Origin of the sequence: Rhizorhabdus phycosphaerae (assembly GCF_011044255.1) — a bacterium.
In the GTDB taxonomy this organism is placed as follows: Bacteria; Pseudomonadota; Alphaproteobacteria; order Sphingomonadales; family Sphingomonadaceae; genus Rhizorhabdus; species Rhizorhabdus phycosphaerae.
The window spans coordinates 1,684,046-1,705,066 of record NZ_CP049107.1; the positions used below are offsets into that span (position 1 = coordinate 1,684,046).

22 protein-coding genes are annotated in these 21,021 nt (G+C 63.9%); 13 read left to right on the top strand and 9 right to left on the bottom strand.

Annotated features, from left to right (window positions below):
• Positions 1 to 25 precede the first annotated feature (25 nt).
• Both G6P88_RS07645 and G6P88_RS07650 read left to right on the top strand, forming a co-directional pair.
• On the top strand, positions 26 to 763 hold the full coding sequence (locus G6P88_RS07645; RefSeq protein WP_165322615.1) for a response regulator transcription factor: 738 nt from the start codon (positions 26 to 28) through the stop codon (positions 761 to 763).
• Positions 764 to 943: 180 nt separating this feature from the next.
• Positions 944 to 2,425, top strand: a complete 1,482-nt coding sequence (locus G6P88_RS07650) for a globin-coupled sensor protein (RefSeq protein ID WP_165322616.1) — start codon at positions 944 to 946, stop codon at positions 2,423 to 2,425.
• 27 nt (positions 2,426 to 2,452) lie between these two features.
• Here G6P88_RS07650 and G6P88_RS07655 read toward each other — a convergent pair whose 3' ends face one another.
• On the bottom strand, positions 2,453 to 2,668 hold the full coding sequence (locus tag G6P88_RS07655) for a hypothetical protein (RefSeq protein WP_206335894.1): 216 nt from the start codon (positions 2,666 to 2,668) through the stop codon (positions 2,453 to 2,455).
• Positions 2,669 to 2,740: 72 nt separating this feature from the next.
• Entirely contained in the window at positions 2,741 to 4,981 is a 2,241-nt protein-coding gene (locus tag G6P88_RS07660; protein ID WP_165322618.1) for a putative bifunctional diguanylate cyclase/phosphodiesterase, read from the bottom strand.
• A 563-nt stretch (positions 4,982 to 5,544) separates the two neighbouring features.
• On the opposite strand from G6P88_RS07660, the gene G6P88_RS07665 reads away from it, so the two are divergent.
• The 10 genes from G6P88_RS07665 (at position 5,545) to G6P88_RS07710 (ending at position 13,082) form a co-directional block, all read left to right on the top strand.
• Positions 5,545 to 5,859 (top strand): STAS domain-containing protein, encoded by a 315-nt coding sequence (locus G6P88_RS07665; protein WP_226946821.1) that lies wholly within the window; start codon positions 5,545 to 5,547, stop codon positions 5,857 to 5,859.
• Positions 5,856 to 8,120 carry a chemotaxis protein CheA gene (locus G6P88_RS07670; protein ID WP_165322620.1) on the top strand — a complete coding sequence of 755 codons (2,265 nt, stop codon included), beginning with the start codon at positions 5,856 to 5,858 and terminating at the stop codon, positions 8,118 to 8,120. The genes G6P88_RS07665 and G6P88_RS07670 overlap by 4 nt, the downstream gene beginning before the upstream one ends.
• On the top strand, positions 8,117 to 8,977 hold the full coding sequence (locus tag G6P88_RS07675; protein ID WP_165322621.1) for a CheR family methyltransferase: 861 nt from the start codon (positions 8,117 to 8,119) through the stop codon (positions 8,975 to 8,977). Before G6P88_RS07670 ends, G6P88_RS07675 begins: the two co-directional genes overlap by 4 nt.
• Positions 8,977 to 9,999 carry a protein-glutamate methylesterase/protein-glutamine glutaminase gene (locus tag G6P88_RS07680; RefSeq protein WP_165322622.1) on the top strand — a complete coding sequence of 341 codons (1,023 nt, stop codon included), beginning with the start codon at positions 8,977 to 8,979 and terminating at the stop codon, positions 9,997 to 9,999. Before G6P88_RS07675 ends, G6P88_RS07680 begins: the two co-directional genes overlap by 1 nt.
• Entirely contained in the window at positions 9,987 to 10,535 is a 549-nt protein-coding gene (locus tag G6P88_RS07685; RefSeq protein WP_226946769.1) for a chemotaxis protein CheD, read from the top strand. The genes G6P88_RS07680 and G6P88_RS07685 overlap by 13 nt, the downstream gene beginning before the upstream one ends.
• A gap of 70 nt (positions 10,536 to 10,605) precedes the next feature.
• Positions 10,606 to 10,974: a response regulator gene (locus tag G6P88_RS07690; RefSeq protein WP_165322623.1), complete on the top strand. Its 369-nt coding sequence runs from the start codon at positions 10,606 to 10,608 to the stop codon at positions 10,972 to 10,974.
• Between the two features lie 34 nt (positions 10,975 to 11,008).
• The gene (locus G6P88_RS07695) at positions 11,009 to 11,458 is read left to right on the top strand and encodes a chemotaxis protein CheW (protein ID WP_165322624.1); all 450 of its coding nucleotides are present in this window, start codon (positions 11,009 to 11,011) and stop codon (positions 11,456 to 11,458) included.
• Between the two features lie 23 nt (positions 11,459 to 11,481).
• Positions 11,482 to 12,525: a chemotaxis-specific protein-glutamate methyltransferase CheB gene (gene cheB, locus G6P88_RS07700; protein ID WP_165322625.1), complete on the top strand. Its 1,044-nt coding sequence runs from the start codon at positions 11,482 to 11,484 to the stop codon at positions 12,523 to 12,525.
• A 16-nt stretch (positions 12,526 to 12,541) separates the two neighbouring features.
• On the top strand, positions 12,542 to 12,859 hold the full coding sequence (locus G6P88_RS07705) for a hypothetical protein (RefSeq protein WP_206335895.1): 318 nt from the start codon (positions 12,542 to 12,544) through the stop codon (positions 12,857 to 12,859).
• 79 nt (positions 12,860 to 12,938) lie between these two features.
• On the top strand, positions 12,939 to 13,082 hold the full coding sequence (locus G6P88_RS07710) for a DUF2256 domain-containing protein (protein WP_425594489.1): 144 nt from the start codon (positions 12,939 to 12,941) through the stop codon (positions 13,080 to 13,082).
• Here the strand turns inward: G6P88_RS07710 and G6P88_RS07715 are convergent.
• The 6 genes from G6P88_RS07715 to G6P88_RS07740 all read right to left on the bottom strand — a co-directional run bounded on the left by G6P88_RS07715 (position 13,059) and on the right by G6P88_RS07740 (position 19,829).
• Positions 13,059 to 14,570 (bottom strand): cryptochrome/photolyase family protein, encoded by a 1,512-nt coding sequence (locus tag G6P88_RS07715; protein WP_165322627.1) that lies wholly within the window; start codon positions 14,568 to 14,570, stop codon positions 13,059 to 13,061. The two genes, G6P88_RS07710 and G6P88_RS07715, sit on opposite strands and share 24 nt — an antisense overlap.
• A 91-nt stretch (positions 14,571 to 14,661) precedes the next feature.
• Positions 14,662 to 16,743 (bottom strand): TonB-dependent receptor, encoded by a 2,082-nt coding sequence (locus G6P88_RS07720; protein WP_165322628.1) that lies wholly within the window; start codon positions 16,741 to 16,743, stop codon positions 14,662 to 14,664.
• Positions 16,744 to 16,846: 103 nt separating this feature from the next.
• Positions 16,847 to 17,518 (bottom strand): hypothetical protein, encoded by a 672-nt coding sequence (locus tag G6P88_RS07725; RefSeq protein ID WP_165322629.1) that lies wholly within the window; start codon positions 17,516 to 17,518, stop codon positions 16,847 to 16,849.
• A 2-nt stretch (positions 17,519 to 17,520) separates the two neighbouring features.
• Positions 17,521 to 18,561 carry a hypothetical protein gene (locus G6P88_RS07730; protein WP_165322630.1) on the bottom strand — a complete coding sequence of 347 codons (1,041 nt, stop codon included), beginning with the start codon at positions 18,559 to 18,561 and terminating at the stop codon, positions 17,521 to 17,523.
• 123 nt (positions 18,562 to 18,684) lie between these two features.
• Positions 18,685 to 19,416 (bottom strand): RES family NAD+ phosphorylase, encoded by a 732-nt coding sequence (locus G6P88_RS07735; protein ID WP_165322631.1) that lies wholly within the window; start codon positions 19,414 to 19,416, stop codon positions 18,685 to 18,687.
• Positions 19,416 to 19,829 (bottom strand): MbcA/ParS/Xre antitoxin family protein, encoded by a 414-nt coding sequence (locus G6P88_RS07740; RefSeq protein ID WP_165322632.1) that lies wholly within the window; start codon positions 19,827 to 19,829, stop codon positions 19,416 to 19,418. The genes G6P88_RS07735 and G6P88_RS07740 overlap by 1 nt, the downstream gene beginning before the upstream one ends.
• Positions 19,830 to 20,250: 421 nt before the next feature.
• Between G6P88_RS07740 and G6P88_RS07745 the strand changes: the two genes are divergently transcribed.
• Positions 20,251 to 20,781: a c-type cytochrome gene (locus G6P88_RS07745; protein ID WP_226946770.1), complete on the top strand. Its 531-nt coding sequence runs from the start codon at positions 20,251 to 20,253 to the stop codon at positions 20,779 to 20,781.
• Here G6P88_RS07745 and G6P88_RS07750 read toward each other — a convergent pair.
• Entirely contained in the window at positions 20,774 to 20,959 is a 186-nt protein-coding gene (locus tag G6P88_RS07750) for a hypothetical protein (RefSeq protein ID WP_226946771.1), read from the bottom strand. The two genes, G6P88_RS07745 and G6P88_RS07750, sit on opposite strands and share 8 nt — an antisense overlap.
• Positions 20,960 to 21,021 lie beyond the last annotated feature (62 nt).

Genomic DNA, 21,021 nt, shown 5'->3' on the forward strand with positions numbered 1-21,021 from the left:
GGCGTCTTGGGGGAGTATGATGAAGATGGCCGAAGACAATAGCGGATCCGCCGTCGAACAGGCCGCGCTTTCGGCTGCTGCGACGGCAGCACGCGCGCAGTATCACATATTGTGCGTTGAGGATGAGGCAGAGATACTCGCCGATCTGGTCGAGGAACTGGCACATGCCGGTTTTTCGGTCGAAGGCGCGACAAATGGCGTGGAAGCGCTTGCCAAGGTTGAGGCACGGACGCCCAATCTGATCGTGAGCGACATGAACATGCCCGAACTGGACGGTCTCTCACTGGTCCGCGAACTGCGTGCCCGGGATGCGAAGACGGGTACCATCCCCTTCATCTTCCTATCGGCCTATGGCGACAACAGCCATCTCATCAACGGGCGCCAGGCGGGGGCGGACGACTATCTGGTCAAGCCGATTGATTTCGATCTGCTCATCGCCGCCATTGACAACAGGCTGGCAAATTGTGAGCGCCTGGCCGAGCGCGTGCGGCTGGAGACAAGCGGTATAACGGCTGCCGAACAGAAGAACGCCGAAGCGAAGATCGCCGGGCTGACGCAACGCGAACGCGAGGTTCTGGTCAAGTTGAGCCAAGGCAAGGCGAACAAGGTGATCGCCTATGAACTGGACCTCAGCATCCGTACGGTCGAACTCTACCGCGCGGCGCTGATGCGGGCGCTCGGCGTACGATCGCTCGCCGAAGCGCTCAAGATTGCCGTAGCGGCAGGCGTCACAAAACTGGATTCACCGTCGATCAAGCCCTGATCCAAGGTACGTATCGACAAGTTGCACTCACCCATAATCACGCATTAACTTGAAATCACGGTAATAACGCTGATTTTCCGGCGTATTTTATTTCAGAACGCCTCCGAAACATTGATATTTTTGTCGATCATCAAATGTTTACGTCCCTGCTGTAGATAAACACTCATCTAGGAGTGATCTATGACAGACAACAGGACATCCTTGCCGGCCGAGTCGGCGCAGCTGAGCTTTTTCGGCCTCTCTTTCGGCCCGAACGACGACTTGCCGCTCATCCACGAAGGCGTCGAGCGCCATGCCGGCCCAGCGCTGGATGTTCTCTACGCCAAGATCGCTTCCGACCCCAAGCTGGGCGTGCTGTTCCGTAACCCCGCCGCCATCGAGCATGCGCGATCCAAGCAGCTCGAGCACTGGTCCGCCCTGTTCACGCAGGGCATCAATGGGCAGTTCATGCAAGGCGCCGAGAAGATCGGGCTGATCCATGCGCGGGTCGGGCTCGATCCGGTCTGGTATATCGGCGCCTATGCCATGGTCCTCGACCAGGTGATCGACGGGATGATGAGTCAGTCCGTCCGCCGTCGCCTCAGCGGCAAGGCCCTCACCCACGCCATAGGGACCTTCGTCAAGACGGCCCTATTCGATATGCAGCTGGCTCTGTCCTCCTATTTCAAGGCGGCGAATGAAGAACGTGCCGAGGCGATCGGGCGGATCGGCCAGGCCCTGTCGGCGCTGGCCGATGGCGACCTCGACAATCGCCTCAGCGGCCTGAGCGCCGAATATCGACAGATCGAACAGGATTTCGAGCAGATGCGCGTAAGGATGCGCGAGACGCTGACCGAAGTCGCCGATGCGTCGGAAATGATCCGGGTGAGTTCGTCCGAGATCGCCCACGCCTCCTCCGATCTTGCCGAACGCACCGAAAAACAGGCGGCCAATGTCGAGGAGACCGCGGCCGCGATGGAGCAGATCACCGCCACGGTGAAGCAGACCGCGAGTCGGGCGAACGAGGTTCGATCAGCGGTTCAGGAGGCCCAGCATGACGCCGGCATCGGCGCCGAGGTCGTCCAGAAGGCGGTTGGGGCGATGGCCGACATCGAGCGGTCGTCGAGCGAGATCGCCCAGATCGTCACGCTGATCGATGGCATAGCCTTCCAGACCAACCTGCTGGCCCTGAATGCCGGCGTCGAAGCCGCACGCGCCGGCGATGCCGGCATGGGCTTCGCGGTGGTCGCGAACGAAGTCAGGGCGCTCGCGCAGCGATCCGCCGATGCAGCGAAGAATATCAAGGACCTGATCGGCAGCAGCTCGGCGCAAGTCACCCAAGGCGTGCATCTGGTCGGCGAAACCGGCGAGGCCCTCTCTCGCATCGCCGGACGTATCGGCCAGATGAACCTCCTCGCCACCGAGATCGCCAGCACGGCGGATGCGCAGGCGCAGGGGATCGCCGAGGTCAATGTTGCCGTAAACTCGATGGACCGCTCGACCCAGCAGAATGCGGCCATGGTCGAGGAGGCCACAGCCGCTGCCAACAGCCTATCGACCGAAGCCACACGCCTTTCCGGGCTGGTCGGACGCTTCGCCCTGGGCGAAGGTGGCCGCAGCTCAGGCAATCGCGCCCAGGGCTTCTGGGACAGCAGCCAGAGCAGGCTCAGCGCAGTAGGCTGAAACCCACGGGAGTAATCGTCTAGGGCGTCACGCGGCCAGCAGCGGGGCCGTCGTCGGAAAACTGCGTATGCGACGGTCGAGCCGCCACAACTCGGAAGGGCGCCGGCCCGTAAACTGTACCGCAGTGGCGACAGCGGCCTCGTCGTCATGGGCACGCAGTTCGACGCAATCGTCGATGTGGTCGCCCAGCGAATCCAGAATGTACAATCTGTAGCTTTGCATGACGGCGCGACTGTTAACCATGTTCCGGGTCATAATCGTTGCAGACGTCGGTCGATATTGTGGACTCTGCTAAGGGCAATCCCTTCTGGACGGTCAGGCAGCCATGCCGGGCGCCCCGCCCGGCTTTGCCTCGTCATTGAGCCGCTGACCGACCGCCGATGCCGGCATGGCGCGCGCGAACAGATGGCCCTGAGCGTCACGGCACCCCGCGTCGAGCAGCCACGACCATTGCGCCTCCGTCTCCACCCCCTCGGCGACGATTCCCAGGCGAAGCGCCGTAGCGAGCCTGATGATCGCGCCGATCACCTGGTCGGACGCTTCGCTGGCGCCAATGCCCGTAACGAAGGACCGATCGATCTTGATCTTCGTGATCGGGTAACTGCGCAGATAGCCAAGGCTGGAATAACCGGTTCCGAAATCGTCCAGCGCCAGTCCAAACCCCAGCTCGCGCAGCCGCGCCAGTTTCTCGCGCAGCTGCCGATCGTCACGCAGAAAGACGCCTTCGGTGATTTCCAGGTCGAACAAACGTGGATCGACGTCCATCTCGCGAACAAGGTCGGCGAGGCTGTCGACGAAGCCCTCCGCATGGAGCTGGCAGGAGGAGATGTTCACGGCCACGCGCAGCGACGGCCATGCCCTGCTGTCTTCGAACGCCTGCCGCAGCACGAACAGACCGAGACGCTCGATCAGACCCGACTGCTCGGCAACGGGGACGAACAGCGCTGGCGAGATCTCGCCTTTCTCGGGATGCCGCCAGCGCAGCAGCGCCTCGACTCCAATCATGCGTCCCGAGCCATTGACCTGCGGCTGATATTCGACCCGCAGATCGCCGTCGCGGAGCGCCTCGCCCAGATCCTGTTCCAATATCCGGCGCGATCGAACGAGCGCGTCCATGTCTGCGTCGAAGAGGCGATACTGCCCCCGCGCTTCCGATTTCGCCCGAAGCAATGCCATATCGGCCTGGCGGATCATCTCTTCCGGATCGACATCGCCTTCCGGCAACATGGCGATGCCGATCGTACAGGTCACGGAGATGGGGCCGACCCCCAATGCGAACGGCTCCGCCACCGTCGCGCAGAGCCGCTCGGCCAGCCGCGCGGCGGCATCCGCAGTCGCATCTTCCAGCAGAATCGCGAACTCGTCCGCAGAGAATCGTGCAAGCATCTCATGCTGTCGGCAGGTCCGGAGGAGCCGCGCGCCGACCTCACGGATCAGTTCGTCGCCAACGACATGGCCATAGGTGTCGTTCGCCTCCCGGAAACGGTCGAGGTTCAGGCACAATATGGCGGCCTGTCCTCCATCCCGTTTCCGCCGTCCCGCAATGTCGCGCAGCCTTCGGACGAAGAGCGGGCGGTTGGGCATGCCGGTAAGCATGTCGTGAAAGGCGATATGCTTGGCGCGCGCTTCGCTGGCCATCAGCCCACGGGCCATGCGGCGCGTTCGACGGTGCAACGCGTACACCGCCATGCACAGAAGCAACATGAGAAGAAGGAGAGGCCCCTTCAACCGCCCCAGAACGGCCGCGCTTGGCCGGACGGGCTCCCAGCCGAGCGACGCCACCATTTGCCCCCGGGCGTCTATCAGCTCGACATGCGCTTCATCGGCATGAGATCCGATTCGCTCTTCGCCCTCGCGATAATGCAGCCCGTGGATGAGGAAACGGGCGGCGATCAGGTCGAGAAAGCCCTGGTCGAGCGGGCGGGTCACGAGCACGAGCGGAGCAGTTTCCCCAAGCGGCCGGACTCGGCCAAGATCGGGAGAGACGATCATTGCGACCACAAGATGGACGCGCCCGTCGATCCGGGCCGCTGCCGTCGCATAGACCGGCGGCAGACCGCGTGTCGGCGCTGTTGCGCTGGCGCTGGTACGCCGGATACGTTCCTCGTGCCGCGCCTTGGCGACGATCGCCGACACCGCCGGTAGGTCCAGCGGCGGAGGGCGCATCGAGGCGGGGGCCGCTGCATAAGCGAACAGCGGCCTATTGTTGCGGTCGAGCAACCTGACCGTGTCGAAGCCGGCATTTTCGGTGAGATAGACGCCGAGATTGTCGCGTGCCCAGACCGGATCGAAACGATGATCGAGCCGAAGCAGCGCCTCATCCCAGGCGAGCTGCGGTTGAATCGAGGCCGCCAGCTCAGCGAAGCGCGAGTCCACGCCGTGAGCGAGGATCGCCTGCTCCCTTGCGGCGGAATCCCGATCGATCTGTCGCACGAGCACCATCATCATGGCCGCAGCCGCGACAAGGACGACAAGGGCCGTGGCGGCAAGCGGACGGGTGAAATCCCGTGGCTCGAACAGCCGCTCCGGCGGCGCCATGAATCGATCGGATTTCATTCCCTGCTCATGTCGCAGCATAGGAACAGCGTGGTCGGTGGCTCAACGTGCGATTTCAGGTACAATTACGTGACAGTAACGGCCGCATTCTGCGCAGCGCCTTAACTTCGACTTTACCGGCGCCAGCTACCCCTTCCCTGCCCAGGACCGGAAATCCGCGGGACGCCTTCGGGGCGTACTATGAAGGAAGGAACGAGGCGCATGATGCGGCGACGCGCGACAAAACCGGGCGTTTTGTCCTGCCTGCTCCCGCCCGATGCACTGCGGTTCTACGACCTTCGTCTAACAGCGACTGCCTGCGCGGAAAGAATGGGCGGCGGCACCGCTAGCCTTAACGATTATCTTACCAACTTCGGGCAGCGTGTCTGCACGATGTCCAGAAAGAAGATCCTCCCCGCAGCAGACGCCCTTGACCGCAAGGCACATGCAAATGCGGGCGGTCTCATGTCCGGCACGCCGGTCGGACGTCGCACGCAATCCAGCCGTCGCGCCGGTCGGGGGTATCGGGGGGCAACCGACGGGGCGGCCTTCCGGAGCGCGCAATGCCTGCAGGAGTGGAAGTGATGACGCAAACAGAAGGCTCTCAGCCAGTCACGATCGCGCTGGCACCGGTCATAGACCGAAGCGCCGTGGTGCAGCATCTGGACGAGTTGCGGGCGGCATTCGCGACCGGACAGCCGATCGAGATCGGTTGTGGCGAGGTGCAGCAGATCGGCCAGGCCGGACTTCAGCTCCTCGCGAGCGCGGTGCGGACGTGCCGTGAGCGGGACATCGCCATCAGTTTCAAGGACTGCAGGGGCATCGAACCGGTGATCCGCCTCGCGGGCTTGGCCGACATGTTCATCGACTCAACGAATAGCGCGGGGACGAGCGCATGAAGATCGAGGAAATTCAGGACATCTTCTTCCAGGAATGCGACGAAGGACTGGGCCATGCCGAAACCGGCCTGCTCGCCTTGCAATCCGGAAGCGGTGACGACGAGACCATCAACACCATCTTCCGCGCGGTGCACTCGATCAAGGGCGGCGCTGGCGCCTTCGGCTTCTCGGCGCTTCAAAACTTCACCCACCATTTCGAGACGCTGCTCGATCAGGTGCGCAGCGGCGAGCGGCCGCTGACGCCTGATCTCGTCAGCCTGTTGCTGGCAGCGTTCGACACGCTCGCCGACCATGTCGGTGCGATTCGCGGCGAAAAGCCCATGCCCGAAGACAGCACGGTTCTTGCGCAGCTGCAGGCTGTCGTCTCGGGCGCGCCCGTCGAGGCTGCGGCCGAAGTCGAACCAGCGGGCGACTCGCTCGGCTTCGACCTCGACGCAATGATTGGCGCGATCGAGGACAGCATGGCCCCGGCGGAGGACTGGGAGAAGGGTCCCGCCGACGAGGCCCCGGCCGCCGACGCCGAAGACGACGCGACCACAGAGTCGGGCGAAGAGGTCACCCATCTGTTCGTTCGACCGCTCGATGGAGCGCTGGCCAATGGCGGCGAGCCGCTGTTGCTGCTGCGGGAGCTCGTCGATCTCGGCGCAACCGTGCGCTCGGCAGATCTCTCCTCGATCCCGACGATCGATCAGTTCGATCCGGGCAAGGCCTATATCGGCTGGCATGCGACGGTTCCGTCCAGCGTACAGCGCTCGGATATCGAGGAAATCTTCGAGTTCGTTTCCGACTGCTGCCAGCTGACCTTCGACAGCTCCGGTCCGGAGACGCAAGCCGAAGCCCCCGAGGCTGAAGTGGCCGAAGCTGTCGCCGTCGAGGCGCCTGTCGAGACCGTCGCGCCCATAGCGGAACAGCGGACCGAGCCGGAACCCGTCGAGGCGGCTCCGGCCGTCGCCGCCGCGGCGCCCCCGCCGGCGCAGAAGAGCGCTCCCGCCGCACCACAGCCGGTCGCCAAGCCTGTCGCGGACGCCGCGGCCGATGCCGACAAGGGCGGCGCCACCGCGCAGGCCGTCGGGGTCACGCCGACGATTCGCGTCGATCTGGAAAAGCTCGATCGCCTGGTCAATCTGGTCGGCGAGCTGGTGATCACGCAGTCGATGCTTGCGCAGCGTCTGCTCGATTGCGGCCTGTCCCATATTAGCGAGCTGGTCGACCTCGACCATCTGACGCGCGAGCTCCAGGACAGCGCGATGTCCATCCGTGCCCAGCCGATCCGCTCGGTCTTCGGCCGCGTGCCGCGGATCGTGCGCGAACTGCAGGCGAGCACCGGCAAGCGCGTCGTCCTCGAACTCGAAGGCGAATCGACCGAACTCGACAAGACGGTGGTCGAACGGATCGGCGATCCGCTGACCCACCTCATCCGCAACGCCGTCGATCATGGGCTCGAGACGCCGGAAGAGCGCCTTGCCGCAGGCAAGCAGCCCGAAGGCCGGATCAAACTCTCGGCGGAGCATCGGTCGGGCCGCATCCTCATCAGCGTGTCCGACGACGGCAAGGGCATCGACCGCGAGCGCGTTCTCGCCAAGGCGATCGAACGCGGCCTCGTCGGTCCGGATGCCAAGCTGTCGAACGAAGAGATCGACAACCTCATCTTCGCGGCCGGCTTCTCGACCGCTCAGACGGTGTCGAATATTTCCGGTCGCGGCGTCGGCATGGACGTGGTGCGCCGGAACATCAGCGCCCTGGGCGGAAGGATCACCATTTCTTCGCGGCCTGGCGAAGGCTCGACCTTCACGATGGCCCTTCCCCTGACGCTCGCCATTCTCGACGGCATGATCGTGACGGTGGGCGAGCAGACCTTCGTGCTGCCGCTGAACCACATCGTCGAAACGCTGCGGCCTCGCGCCGACATCGTGAAGTCGATCGGCGCCGGCCAGTCGATGCTCAACGTCCGCGGCCACTGGCTGCCGGTTCTGTCCGTCGGTCGCGAACTTTCGGTTCCCGGCGCACGGTCGGAACCGACCGATGCGGTCCTGATCGTCGTCGAGTCCGAAGAGACCGGGCGCCGGGTGCTGATGGTGGACGCGATCCTCGATCAGCGGCAGGTCGTCATCAAGAGCCTCGAGTCGAATTACGGACGGGTCGACGGCATCGCCGGCGCCACCATCCTCGGCGACGGCCGCGTGGCCCTGATCCTCGACGTCGAGGCGATCACCTCGACCATCAAGCATCAGATCGAGCCCGCGCGGAGCCTCGCTGCATGACGCAGTTCGACGCACAGATCGCCTCGACCGGAACCGAACTTCCCTACACGAAGGCGGATTTCCAGGCGATCGCGAAGATGGTGCATGCCCATGCAGGCATATGCCTTCCCGACGGCAAGGCGATGCTCGTCTATTCGCGCCTCTCGAAGCTGCTGCGCGAAACGGGCCAGCGGAGCTTCGCCGATTATGTCGAGCTGATCACGCATGACGCCACCGAGCGCGCCCGTGCGATCGAGGCGCTGACCACCAACCACACGAAGTTCTTCCGCGAGGATCACCACTTCAACCATTTCGAACAGGAAGTTCGCCCTGAGATGGTCGCCCGTCTGAAGCGCGGCGAACGCGTCAGAATGTGGTCGTCCGCCTCGTCGAGCGGCGAGGAGATCTATTCGCTCGCGATGGTTCTGCTCGGCACCGACCGGCGCGAGGGGAAGCAGTTGCTGCAGAACGACATCGCCCTGCTGGCGACCGATCTGTCGCAGAATGTGCTGAACGTGGGCGAGGCCGGCGTCTATCCGACTTCGGCCACCACCGACATTCCCCGCCGCTATTTCGATTGCTGGACGGAAAAGGTTGGCGACGATGTCCGCATCCTGAAGGAAGTCCGCGACCTGGTCCGCTTCCGCAAGCTCAACCTGTTGAACCCCTGGCCGATCAAGGGGCAGTTCGACGTCATCTTCTGCCGCAATGTGATGATCTATTTCGACGAGCCGACCAAGGAGACGCTTCTCTCCCGGCTCACCGAGCAGCTCGCACCCGGCGGACATCTCTACATCGGTCATTCCGAGCGGCTGATCGGCGACTGTGCCGCCCGATACGCCTCGATCGGCCAGACCATTTATCGAAAGATCCGCTGATGAGCGTCCGTTGTCTCATAGTCGACGACTCGCCGATGATGCGGGCCCTGCTTACGGGCCTGCTCGGCCGCGATCCCGACATCGAAGTGATCGGCACTGCACCGAACGCCCAGTCGGCGCGCGAGATGATCAAGGAGTTGAATCCGGACGTCATCACGCTGGACATCGAGATGCCCGGCATGAACGGCCTCGATTTTCTCGAAAAGCTGATGCGCCTGCGCCCCACTCCGGTGGTGATGTGTTCGACGCTGACCACCAAAGGCGCGGAGGCGACCCTTCGCGCGCTGGAGATCGGCGCGGTCGATTGCTACGCCAAGCCGGAGCGACCTCTGCAGGAACTGCTCGCGATCGACGACGGCAGCCTCGCCAACATGGTGAAGCAGGCCGCGCGCAGCCGCCGACGCTCGCCGCAGCTGCAGCAGCAGGCCGCGCCGCCGACCGACTATCGCTGCAATGAGAAGATCGTCGGCATCGGTGCTTCGACCGGCGGGGTCGAGGCCCTGACCACGCTGCTCAGCGAATATCCGAAGGATTGTCCGCCGACGATCGTCGTGCAGCACATGCCCGCGACCTTCACGGCGTCCTTCGCCGCCCGTCTTGACCGGCTCTGCGCGGCCGAGGTGGTCGAGGCCACCAGCGGGGCCCCGCTGGTCTCCGGCCGGGTCTATATCGCGCCGGGCGGGCTGTCGCACCTGATGGTCGGCAACGGCACCCATCCGATCTGCCGCCTGATCGCGGCCGATCCGGTATCGGGGCATCGGCCCTCCGTGGACGTGATGTTCCGATCGCTCGCACAGAGCTTCGGCGACCGGGCGGTGGGCGTGATCCTGACCGGCATGGGCCGTGACGGCGCCGCCGGGCTCTACGAAATGCGCCAGTCTGGCGCCCGCACCATTGGCCAGGATGAGGGGACCTGCGTCGTATACGGCATGCCACGCGCCGCTGCCGAGATGGGCAGCTGCGAAACTGTGCTGCCGCTCGAGCGCATCGGCAGAAAGGTTCTCGAACTATGCAGCATCTGACGAACGAAGTGATGCGGGATCGCGTCAACGTCATTCAGGGCACCAACTTCATCACAGCGGATCCGAAGATCGTGCTGACGACGGTGCTGGGCAGCTGCGTTGCATGCTGCCTGTTCGATCCCCACGCCAAGGTGGGCGGAATGAACCATTTCCTGCTCGCGCAGCCGCGAGAAGGCATGCGCAGCGACAATACCGAAGCCGAACGATACGGCCTTTTCGCGATGGAGCTTCTCGTCAACGAGATGCTCAAGGCCGGCGCGACTCGCAGCACCTTGCGCGCCCACCTCTATGGCGGGGCGAACATGCATGCGGGCATGCAGGCGATCGGCACGAGCAATGCCCGATTCGCCGAGGACTTCCTCGCACGCGATCGCATTCCGCTGGCACATCGGGACCTTGGCGGAACGCAGGCGCGACGCGTCGAATTCCGGGCCGCGATGGGACAGGCGCGCTGTCGCCTGGTCGAAGCGGAGGTGCCGATCGAGGTCCGGCGGCCGGCAGTCGTACAAGATCAAGGTGAGGTTGAACTTTTTTAACTGGGTCTGGTCCATAATGCCCGGAAGACGCTGATGAGCGTGCCGGGCGGCACGGGAAAAGGATGAAGCGATGTCCAAAACGATTTTGACGGTTGATGACTCGCCCAGCATGCGCATGCTCCTGCGCAGCACGCTCGTCGAGCAAGGGCATGACGTGCATGAGGCCGAGGACGGCATTGCCGCACTCGAGTGGCTGTCGGCGAACGACAAGCCGGATCTCATGATTACAGACATCAACATGCCCCGCATGGATGGTTTCGGTCTGGTCGAGGCGGTCCGCGCCAAGTCGGTCCACCGCGACATGCCGATCCTGGTCCTGACGACCGAGAGCTCGGACGAGAAGAAGGCACGCGCCCGCGCCGCCGGCGCCACCGGCTGGATCGTCAAGCCGTTCGATCCGGTGAAGCTCGCTTCGGCGATTCGCCGCGTGACCGTCTGACCGGTCTCACCCCTCAGCGAAGAAGGAAATCCAGATGAGCCGTCAATTCATCACCTTCCAGATCGGCGAGCAGTATCTCGGCGTCGACATCATGGCGATCCGCGAGATTCGCGCCTGGACCCCGACGACCATGCTCCCGCATGTCCCGTCGCACGTTCGCGGCGTCGTCAATCTGCGCGGCACCGTTCTCCCCGTGATCGATCTCGCAGCCCGCCTCGGCTGGGGACTGACCGATCCCACTGCGCGCCACGTGATCATCGTGGTGCGGATCAACGATCAGCTCCAGGGCCTGATCGTCGATGCGGTGAACGACATCGTGACGATCGACGAATCGGCGCTGCAGCCGCCGCCGAGCCTGAGCGACAACGAAGCTTCGGAATGCCTGGACGGCATCGCCTCGGTCGAAGATCGCATGGTGATGATCCTCGCGCTCGATCGCCTGTCGATCGAGGTGCCCGTGGGCCAGATCGCCGAAGCTGCCTGACAACTTCGAATACCCAGGAATTGATGATGGAAACCGCCCGTGTTCTGATTGTTGACGACTCGCTGACGATGCGAGCGCTGTTCAGCGGGGTGCTGGAGCGCGCGCGGGGGATCGAGGTCGTGGGCATGGCAGCCAATGCCGACGAAGCCCGGGACCTGATGATCCGGCTCAAGCCGAGCGTGATCACCCTCGACGTCGAAATGCCCGGCATGAGCGGCATCGAGTTCCTCGAGGAGATCATGCGCGAGCGTCCGACGCCCGTCGTGATGCTCTCGACGCTGACGCAGAAGGGTGCGGAAATCTCGTTCAAGGCGCTCGAGCTGGGTGCCGTGGACTGCTTCCCCAAGCCGAAGAGCGCCACGCCGGAAGAGTTCAACGCTCTCGCTCCGAAGCTGGCCGCGCTGGTGATCGCCGCGTCGAGCGGCGGGGTGAAGAAGGCGAAGCCGGCCACCAAGCCCGCAACCCACGAGGCGTTCGACTGGAACGGCAAGATGGTCGCGATGAGCACCTCGACCGGCGGCGTCGACGCGCTGATCAACCTGCTGCCCACCTTCCCGGCCAATTGCCCGCCGACCGTCATCTGCCTGCCGATCGATCCGGGTTTCATCGATCCGCTGGTCAAGCGCCTCAAGGCCGCCTGCCAGGCCCAGATCGTGCTTGCCGAGGACGGTCAGCCGCTGCGCCAGGGGCATATCTACCTTGCCACCGACCTGGGTTCGCATGCGGTCATCGACCGCTGGCCCGATCCATCGCTGCGCCTGCTGCGGTCCGACCCCGTCGGCGGCTCACGCCCATCGGCCAGCCTGCTGTTCGCGACGGTCGCCAAGACTGCCGGCGCCAACGCGGTCGGCTGCATCCTGACCGGGCTCGGCACCGATGGCGCCGCAGGGCTCAAGGCGCTCCGCGCGGCAGGCGGCTACACCATCGCCGAGGACGCTTCGACCTGCGTCGTGGACCAGGCGCCGTCAGCAGCCCGCGCGGCGGGCGCTGTCGATGTCAGCCTGCCCCTGGGTGACATCGCAGCCGCCATATTGAACAGCTGCCGTCTGGTACGGGACGCAGCATGACGAGAGAGGTCATGCCATGACAATAATTGGACAGAATGACGTACTGGCGATGCTGGCGAGCGAGCTCGATGCGGCACAGGTGCAGCTCGAAAAGCTCGGCATGGTTCTGATCGCGGACCCGAAGACGGCGTCCCAGCACATCCGCGAACTGCAATCGCTCGACCATGTCAGCCAGCGCTGCGCGTCGGTTGCGTCTATCCTGCGATCGCAGGACATCCGTGCCGCCAGCTATGCGGCGACGCTCGAGAGCATAACCGCCCGGCTTCACCATGCCACCGGCGCCATGGCACCCAGCGAACCTTCGGATTCGGGTGACGTCGACTGGTACAATTGATCGCTGCTTCGGCGGGGTAACGGCCGAAGGTCCAGCTCGATCTTCGGCCGGTCGGTGCTAGACCGGCCCCATGCCCAAGATGGTTCGCAAGTCCGATTTGCCGGAAAAGTCCTGCGCGACATGCGGGCGTCCCTTCGCCTGGCGCAAGAAATGGGCGCGCGACTGGGACAATGTCCTCTATTGCTCGGACCGGTGCCGGTCAGCCAAGCCCGGCAAGAAATAGGTCCGCATCGCGCAGGATCGTCTCGCGTCTCTCGGCGTCGAACCCGTCCCACAGATCCACCATTCGCTTCATCCGGGGATTGCGGACCAGCCCGTCCCGGTGCCGGCCGATGAAGCGCCAGTAGAGCAGGTTGAACGGGCACGCCTTCGGCCCCGTTTTGACCTTCACGTCATAGCGACAGGAGCCGCAATAGTCGGACATCCGGTCGATATAGGCGCCGCTCGCCACATAGGGCTTGGACGCGAGCAGTCCGCCATCGGCGAACTGGCTCATCCCGATCGTGTTGGGCAGTTCCACCCATTCATAGGCATCGGCATAGACGGCCAGATACCAGAGATGGAGTTCGTGCGGGTCGATGCCGGCGAGCAGCGCGAAATTGCCGGTCACCATCAGCCGCTGGATATGGTGGGCATAGGCCTCTTCGCGGGTCTGCCGGACGCAGTGGCTGACGCAGGCCATCGCGGTGTCACCGTCCCAATAGAACGCCGGCAGCGGCCGATCGGCTTCGAAATGATTGACCCGCTCATAGCCGGGCATCTGCCACCAGTAGATGCAGCGGACATATTCGCGCCAGCCGATGATCTGGCGAATAAAGCCTTCCACGCTGTTCAGCGGCGCCCGCCCCTCGCGCCATTCGGTCTCCACCCGCCGGCACATGGCAAGCGGATCGAGCAGCCCGGCATTGAGATAGGGCGACACCACGGCGTGGAAGAGGAACTTCTGCCCGCGCAGCATGGCGTCCTGGTAGCTGCCGAAATCCGGCAAAGCGCTGCGCAGGAAATGGTCGAAGGCCTGCTCGGCCTGCGCGCGCGTAACGGCGAAGCCGAAGGGTCGCAGGTCGCCGAAATGATCGGGGAAGCGACGTTCGACGAGGTCGAGCACCTCGCGTGTGATGTCGTCGGGCTCGAAGGTCAGCGGCCGGGGCAGGAAAAGATCGTCCGAAGCCGGCTTGCGATTTTCGGCATCGAAGTTCCAGCGGTCGCCGACCGGCTTTCCGCCGTCCATCAGCAATCCGGTCTTCTTGCGCATCAGCCGGTAGAAATGCTCCATGCGCAGCATCGACCGGCCTTCCGCCCAGGCGACGAAGTCGTGGCGGTCGGCGATGAAGCGGTCGTCCGGCAGCAGACGGATTGCAGGCCAGCGCTGCATGTCGTCGAGCAGCCGCCATTCGCCGGGCTCGGTGACAAGAACCCCGGAGGCGCCATGCCGCGACATGGCCCGCTCGACCTCTCCACGCAGCGAGCCGCTGTTGACCGCATCGTCGAGCCGCACATAATCGACCGTCCAGCCCGACGCACGCAGCTCTTCTGCGAAATGACGCATCGCCGAAAACAGGAAGGCGATCTTCTTCTTGTGGTGACGGACATAGGTCGCTTCCTCCGCCACCTCGGCCATCAACACGACGTCTGCGGCGGGATCGGCCGCTTGCAGCGAGGATATGCCAGGGCTCAGCTGGTCGCCGAGGAGCAGGATGACGTTGCGTGCCATCGGTCAGACCTAGGCGCCCGGGAGCGCCTGCGCAGCCTGTCCGTCGGGGTATCGCGACCGGCCCACCCTCGCGGAGGATGGGCGCTGCTCCCTAAAGCTTCACGCGCAGCGTCAGGCGACCGTTGATCGGGGCCCCCGTCGAGATGTTGTTGTTGTTGTGCGCGTCCGAAAAATAGGTCTCGTCGAGCAGATTTTCGACGTTCAGCTGGACGTCGATCCGATCGCTGGCTTTCAGGAACAGCGCCGCATCGACCCGGGTAAAGCCCGGCAGCCGGGTGGTGGTTGCGGCTGTGCGAATGGCGGCGAACTGCGACGATTGACGGATCACGCCAACACCTACGCCGAAAGTGGGCGTCACGTCATAGCGATTCCAGAGAGATGCCTGATGCCGAGGGACCTGGCCCAGCCGGACGAAGCTGTTCCCGCGCAACTTGGCGTCCTGATAGCTGTAGGCCGCGCTGCTCTGCCAGCCCGGAGCGATCCGGCCGGTGATCGCCGCTTCCACGCCTTTGGTTCGTGTGCCGCCGATGTTGATCGTCGCTAGGACATTGTTCGGATCGGGCGTGGTAGCATTGGTGCGGTCGAGCTGAAACAGGGCCAGCGTGGCGCTGAGGTCGGGCCGGATGTCCCACTTCGCGCCCACCTCATAATTGGTGAAACGCTCGGGCGCGAGATTGGACTGCGCGACGGTCAGACTGACGAACTGATCCCCCGAGCGCGGAAGGAAGGACCGGCTGAAGCTGCCGTAGAAGGACATGTTCTCGCGCGGCTTGAGGATCAGGCCGAGGCGCGGGCTGATCTTCTCGTCCGTGCGGGCGAAGGGGCGCGGCGCGGCGCCGATGAGGTCGGTCCCTTCGATCCGGAAGAGGTCATAGCGCAGGCCGACGACGACATCGACATGGTCGCCAAAGGCGATCTGATCCTGCGCATAGACGGACAGGACGGTGACGTCGGACCGTGTATTGCGGGCAAGAGCGCCGAACTGCACCGTCGGATAGACGGGGTTCGCCAGGTCGAAGACGCTGCTCGACAAAGTGCCGTTGCGGCGCTGGTTGGTCGAATGCTGGTCGCCATATTCCAGGCCGCCGAGCAGCGTGTTGCCGATCTCGCCCAGCGCGAATTTCCAGACCAGATTGGACTGGACGATGATGTTCCGACGGGTCGTGGGATCGGTGTAGCTGGAGAGCGCGACGGTCCCGTTATCGGCCGTCGCCGCGCCATTGGCGAAGACGTTGGTATAATATTTGTCGTAGTCGCCATAGAGGACCGTTGTCGACCAGTTGAGGCTGTCGGTCAGTTCGCCATCGAGCCGGGCCTTGGCGATATGCGCTTCGAGCCCCGCGCGGTTGATCCCCGGAACGCCTACGAAGGTGTCGCGCTGGCCGCGCACGGGGCGATTGGGTCGCCCCGCCCCCGTAGCCACCGATGGGATGCCCCGATCGGTCACACGGTCGTCGTTCACATATTCATAGGACAGGCCGAGCTTCCACGCGCCCAGATCGACCGCGACATAGGGATTGACGGCATAGCGTTTGCCATCGAACCGGTCGCGGTGGTTGTTCAGCTCTTCGTAGAAGCCGTTGATCCGGATCGCGGCGTTGTCGGCGATCGGTGCGTTGACGTCGGCGGCCACATCCCAGGCGCCGAAGCTGTTGACGCTGCCCTCTGCCGTCGCGCGCAGCAGATCGGCCGAGGGGGTCTTCTGGACGCGGTTGATGATGCCGCCGCTGCCGCCGCGCCCGAAGATGAGCGCGAACGGCCCCTTCAATATCTCGACGCGCTCGATGTTGTAGAGGCTGCGATAATATTGAACGTCGTCGCGCACGCCATCGAGGAAGAAGTCGGCGGTGGTGTTCTGTCCGCGCAGAGTGATCTGGTCGCGATTGCCCTCGCCCTGCCCCACGGTCGTGCCCGGTACGTAGCGGAGCACGTCGGCCATGCTGCGCAGCGCCTGATCGTCGATCCGGGCGCGCGTCACGACCGACACGGTCTGCGGGACGTCGATCAGCGGCGTATCGGTCTTGGTCGCCGTGGCGGTATCGGTCGCCTTATAGCCGATCGCCTTGCCGGTAACGATGATCGTCCGGCCGTCGGCCTGATCGGCCCCATCGGCTTCCGCCGCCATGGCCGGCACAGACAGAGCAGCAAAGCACAACAGAAACGCGCGACTCATTTCGCCTCCCCAACGCAAAGTCGGAGCGGCCCATAGCGATCATTACGCGCTATTGCCAGTCATTCGCATGTGCAAGGCTAGCTAGGCTACCACCGCAGCGGTGCTATCTGTCCGCGAAATGCAAAAGGGTAAAGAATGCGCCCAGGCCCAACACCCACCACAATGCATATTGGCCCAAATCCCACAGAACATCATTGGAAGAAGACGTCGGCGGTTCGGGGTAGCTCCGGTGGTCGCCGAGAGTCAGCGATCCGTGCCAGATCGAGTTCTTCCGCGGACGCAGCGATCGGAAGCGCACTTCGCTCTCGAACGGACTGAACCCGCATAGCTCCCTGCCCAGATCGATCGGAATATCCCAGAAATAGGGACTGTCCGGATCGACGTCCTGCAGCGCTTTGAGCCGATCATGGATCGGACCGAACGCGGGTGGAAGCTTGCCTTCGGTCTCCAGCAGATCTCCGACGACGTCGATCTTCCACAGCGTTTTGCCATTGCGGACTGCGATCATCGACCCGCTCGGCGTGTCGACCTGGTCCTGATAGTCGCACGCGATGACGGTACCATGGCGCGACAGCGCGCCCAGATTGTCGGGATGGGCCAGGCCATTGAAATTGGCATAGAGGATCGTCCAGCCCGCCTCGGTCCTGCCCCACGCATAGGGGTCCGCCGCACAAGCGGCGACATCCTCCTCGCCCGTCTCTTCCAGCCCCAACAGGTCGAGCAGGGCCTCGGCCGGAAGGTCACGGACCGCGATCCAGCTATCATGCACGCTCATGATTATCTCCCCTTCTTGACGGGTTTGTCCGACCGAATTCTGAGCGGTCCCTGAGAAAGGATCGAGCCCGTCGGGACGGACGCGCCGGCGAGGATATCGCGCGGCAGGAAATGATCGACGCGATACAGATCTCCATATTCCTCCCTCGCTGTCGTCTGCCGACGGCTGAGCCCCTTCTTGGCGTGGCTTACTCCGAACTTTGCTTCGACTATCCCGGCCGCGGCGCCTGTCCCGGTCCGATGATCGACCACGGTGTACCTGCCATTCCGGAGATACTCTCGTCGCGGCCCTGGCGTGATGCTTTCGCCGCGCAACCGCGTCCGCTGCCGAGCAAGCTTTTCGCCCAACTCACCCTTCTTCTTGGGCGAGAACCTCTCGACCCTCCGCATCAACCCGAAGGCCGGAAGCACTGCAAAGTTGCCGTCTGCTGCACCTCCACTGATCTTGCCGGCCAGACGTAGCAGATCCTGGCGCGACCCTGTCCCATGATCCAGAAGATCCTGAACGCCAGCTGTGACGCCCCCCGTTACCGCGCCAACATATTGTGGCCTGCCCGCCAGAGCGGCCGCCACCCCTGCTGCACCGCCGACCGCGCTTCCCGCATATTCGCCGAGAGAACCCCGCTTCCCGCGTAGGACATCCGCCACGCCTTGCGAGCCCACGCCGACACCCGCTCCGATCCCGGCAAGTTTGCCTGCCTCACTTGCGAGCAACCGCGTCGCGACCTTCATTCGCTCTGCCCTCGCGACGTTGGCGAGTGACAAACCGGGCACGGCTATCTGAGCAATCGTCCCGCCTGCCTTGCCTGCCAAGCGCGCGTAAGGATGGACCGCCTCATCATAGCGGTTTTGGGCTCGTTCCGCCTTCAGTCGTCGATCATAGGCCGCCTGAAACGACTTACCGTGTGCCGCATCAATAATCGCATTCACTACCGCGGGTGCGTAATCTCCCAAGTCGAACGGCGCCGAGTCTACGATTCCCCGCAATCCGGCCTTCGTGCTTTCCCAGCCCGAAGACCTTGAATTTCCTTTTGATCTGCCCATTCCTACTCCCCCGGAAGGTCCAGCTAGCGGCCTTGCCGCGATCCGGAGGAGAAGCAGCCATAGACTCTCCTACAATTCAAGAACATTTGCAGAACAAACTCGAGCCATGGACGTTCGAAACAATCAGCGCTGTTCAACCGACATCTCCACGACCCGGAAGACCGCCCCCGACCCTGCATCGCGCACGAGATCGACCCGCTCCCCATCCCAGTGATAATCGAGATGCCGCCCCTGCACCGGGCTGGACGCGCAATCCGGGTAGAACAGCGCAACGCATTCTCCCGCTGCGTGCCTTACGCTCGGAAAAACGATGCCGTCCGAGCCTGCAGCGCGCAGTTGTTCGGCAAGCGCCTGCGATGCGGCATAGCTGTCGCGGTTCAGCACGGCAGCGAAGCGGGGATCATCTCCCCGCACGTCATGCAGATCGGCTTCGACCGACATCACGATCTCCCGAAACTGCGACGTCCATCCCGGCGCCTCGCGCGTGCGCGCCATGAAGCGGGCGTGGTGGTGGATCGTCTCGAACAGCGCCGTTTCGAATGCGTCGGCCAGATAGAGCACACCCCGGCTGCCGTCGCTGAAGCGGCTGGGGCGATCCGGGCTGACATGGGTGAAGGGCGCCATCAGATAGGACGCCCCCGCTCCGCCGACGCGCCGGTCCGCCGGGATCAGATCGAGATTGCCGATGGTCGCCATAAGCCGGGGATTGGTCTTCTGTTCGGCCGAGATCAGCAGCGGCCAGTCGGCGGGATCGGCGATATCCTCGAACAGGTCGATCGGCGGAAAGGCGCTGCGGATGATCCGGACCGCGCTACTCCAGTCGATACGGACCTGTGGGAGATCATCGGCCGGCATCACCAGCCGCCGCGCTCAGCATCCACATAGCGGCGGACGCGCATCAGATCGGTGAGTTCACCGCCCAGCATCACGTCCAGCGCGCTTGCCCCGCCAAAGGCATCATTGATGGCCCTTATCCAGGCATAGACCCGACCGGCATCGGCAAAGATCGTGCGAAGCGCCTTGTGGATGCCCATCAGATTGGACAGCCGCGCCCGCCCATCCCGCGAGACCCGACCCGGCCCCTCGGCCTTCCACCGCCGATAGGAGCGCAGCGGCATATCGAGCAACGTCGCCGCCTGCTCGTCGGTGAGGCCCCATTTGCCGAACAGGTTGATCGCCGCGCGGAACATCGCCGCAGCCTCATCCTGGGTGATCGGCTCCGGCCGGAACGGCGGGACGGCGGTATCGATGGGGTGCAGGCCAAGCATGGACAATCTCCAATATGGCTACATATTGGGTCTTCAATGCCATTTGGCAACACTGTGCTTTGCGCATTTTTAGCGAGAGAAGATCCCGCAAAGCCATAACATATTGTATTACAGATCTATTTCTACAAAGCCTCGTCAGACTACTGCCGAGCGACCCGACATCAGGGAAAATTGCGCCGAGTCGTGCCCAAGGATGCGGGCATGCAATTCAAGACTTTGCGGGGGCTCGTCCGAGAGAAGCGCGACGCCAGCTCTGTCCCCGCGTTGGCGTGGATAGCTGCGCCAAGATCAAACAACTGGCGCAGGCGGCATTTTGTCGAGCCAATCCCTGTTAAGGGCCATGGACATTTTGATCTTGCCGGTAGAGGATGAGGCTGGGGAGCATGCTGCTGAGAGGAACGATATTATGCGATCTGGATCCATGGTTCGTTTTGGTCGACTAGCCATTTGTACCGCGGTTTCGGCGCTTGCGCTGACCGCCTGTTCCAGCAAGTCCGAAGAGAAGGCTGCCGATACGACGACGACGGCAAGCGCAACAGATACGGCCGCTCCGGCCGCAGCTACGCCGGCACCGGCCGCTGCGCCCGCAGCTTCGGGTGCGCCCGCGGCCGACAACACCGACACGACCGACGGCACCAAGCTTGCCAGCTTCACCGGCGATGCGACGAAGGGCGAAGCCGCCTTCGTCGCCTGCAAGACCTGCCATGACCCGGTCCAGAACAAGATCGGCCCGCACCTGGCCGGTGTCGTCGGCCGCAAGGCCGGCAGCGTGGCCGACTACACCTATTCGCCGGCCAACAAGAATAGCGGCATCACCTGGACGCCCGAGAAGCTGTTCCAGTATCTGCAGGGTCCGCAGCGCGTGGTGCCGGGCACCAAGATGGCGTTCAGCGGCATTCCCGATGCACAGAAGCGTGCAGACGTGATCGCCTACCTCGCAACACTCAAGTGATGCGCGGTCCACCTCGCCGGCGCAGGTCGGCGAGGTGGATCGGAAACGATAGCGCGAGCGTCAGCGCGATCAGCAGCCAAGGCGCATCGACCAGTGCAAGGCGCACGGCCACCATCATCAAGGCACCGGGCAACAACCGCAGCGCCGCATCGGCCACAGTCCAGCGCCCCGCCTTCACCAGCCAGACGAACTCCGCTGCGATGACCAGCAGGACGAAGTCCGCGGCATGGCCGCTGGCGA

Bases quoted from the DNA above. Each gene is read 5' to 3' on its own strand.
- G6P88_RS07645 (WP_165322615.1), top strand. From the start codon at position 26: ATGGCCGAAGACAATAGCGGATCCGCCGTCGAACAGGCCGCGCTTTCG.
- G6P88_RS07650 (WP_165322616.1), top strand. From the start codon at position 944: ATGACAGACAACAGGACATCCTTGCCGGCCGAGTCGGCGCAGCTGAGC.
- G6P88_RS07655 (WP_206335894.1), bottom strand. From the start codon at position 2,668: ATGGTTAACAGTCGCGCCGTCATGCAAAGCTACAGATTGTACATTCTG.
- G6P88_RS07660 (WP_165322618.1), bottom strand. From the start codon at position 4,981: ATGAAATCCGATCGATTCATGGCGCCGCCGGAGCGGCTGTTCGAGCCA.
- G6P88_RS07665 (WP_226946821.1), top strand. From the start codon at position 5,545: ATGACGCAAACAGAAGGCTCTCAGCCAGTCACGATCGCGCTGGCACCG.
- G6P88_RS07670 (WP_165322620.1), top strand. From the start codon at position 5,856: ATGAAGATCGAGGAAATTCAGGACATCTTCTTCCAGGAATGCGACGAA.
- G6P88_RS07675 (WP_165322621.1), top strand. From the start codon at position 8,117: ATGACGCAGTTCGACGCACAGATCGCCTCGACCGGAACCGAACTTCCC.
- G6P88_RS07680 (WP_165322622.1), top strand. From the start codon at position 8,977: ATGAGCGTCCGTTGTCTCATAGTCGACGACTCGCCGATGATGCGGGCC.
- G6P88_RS07685 (WP_226946769.1), top strand. From the start codon at position 9,987: ATGCAGCATCTGACGAACGAAGTGATGCGGGATCGCGTCAACGTCATT.
- G6P88_RS07690 (WP_165322623.1), top strand. From the start codon at position 10,606: ATGTCCAAAACGATTTTGACGGTTGATGACTCGCCCAGCATGCGCATG.
- G6P88_RS07695 (WP_165322624.1), top strand. From the start codon at position 11,009: ATGAGCCGTCAATTCATCACCTTCCAGATCGGCGAGCAGTATCTCGGC.
- cheB (WP_165322625.1), top strand. From the start codon at position 11,482: ATGATGGAAACCGCCCGTGTTCTGATTGTTGACGACTCGCTGACGATG.
- G6P88_RS07705 (WP_206335895.1), top strand. From the start codon at position 12,542: ATGACAATAATTGGACAGAATGACGTACTGGCGATGCTGGCGAGCGAG.
- G6P88_RS07710 (WP_425594489.1), top strand. From the start codon at position 12,939: ATGGTTCGCAAGTCCGATTTGCCGGAAAAGTCCTGCGCGACATGCGGG.
- G6P88_RS07715 (WP_165322627.1), bottom strand. From the start codon at position 14,570: ATGGCACGCAACGTCATCCTGCTCCTCGGCGACCAGCTGAGCCCTGGC.
- G6P88_RS07720 (WP_165322628.1), bottom strand. From the start codon at position 16,743: ATGAGTCGCGCGTTTCTGTTGTGCTTTGCTGCTCTGTCTGTGCCGGCC.
- G6P88_RS07725 (WP_165322629.1), bottom strand. From the start codon at position 17,518: ATGAGCGTGCATGATAGCTGGATCGCGGTCCGTGACCTTCCGGCCGAG.
- G6P88_RS07730 (WP_165322630.1), bottom strand. From the start codon at position 18,561: ATGGGCAGATCAAAAGGAAATTCAAGGTCTTCGGGCTGGGAAAGCACG.
- G6P88_RS07735 (WP_165322631.1), bottom strand. From the start codon at position 19,416: ATGCCGGCCGATGATCTCCCACAGGTCCGTATCGACTGGAGTAGCGCG.
- G6P88_RS07740 (WP_165322632.1), bottom strand. From the start codon at position 19,829: ATGCTTGGCCTGCACCCCATCGATACCGCCGTCCCGCCGTTCCGGCCG.
- G6P88_RS07745 (WP_226946770.1), top strand. From the start codon at position 20,251: ATGGTTCGTTTTGGTCGACTAGCCATTTGTACCGCGGTTTCGGCGCTT.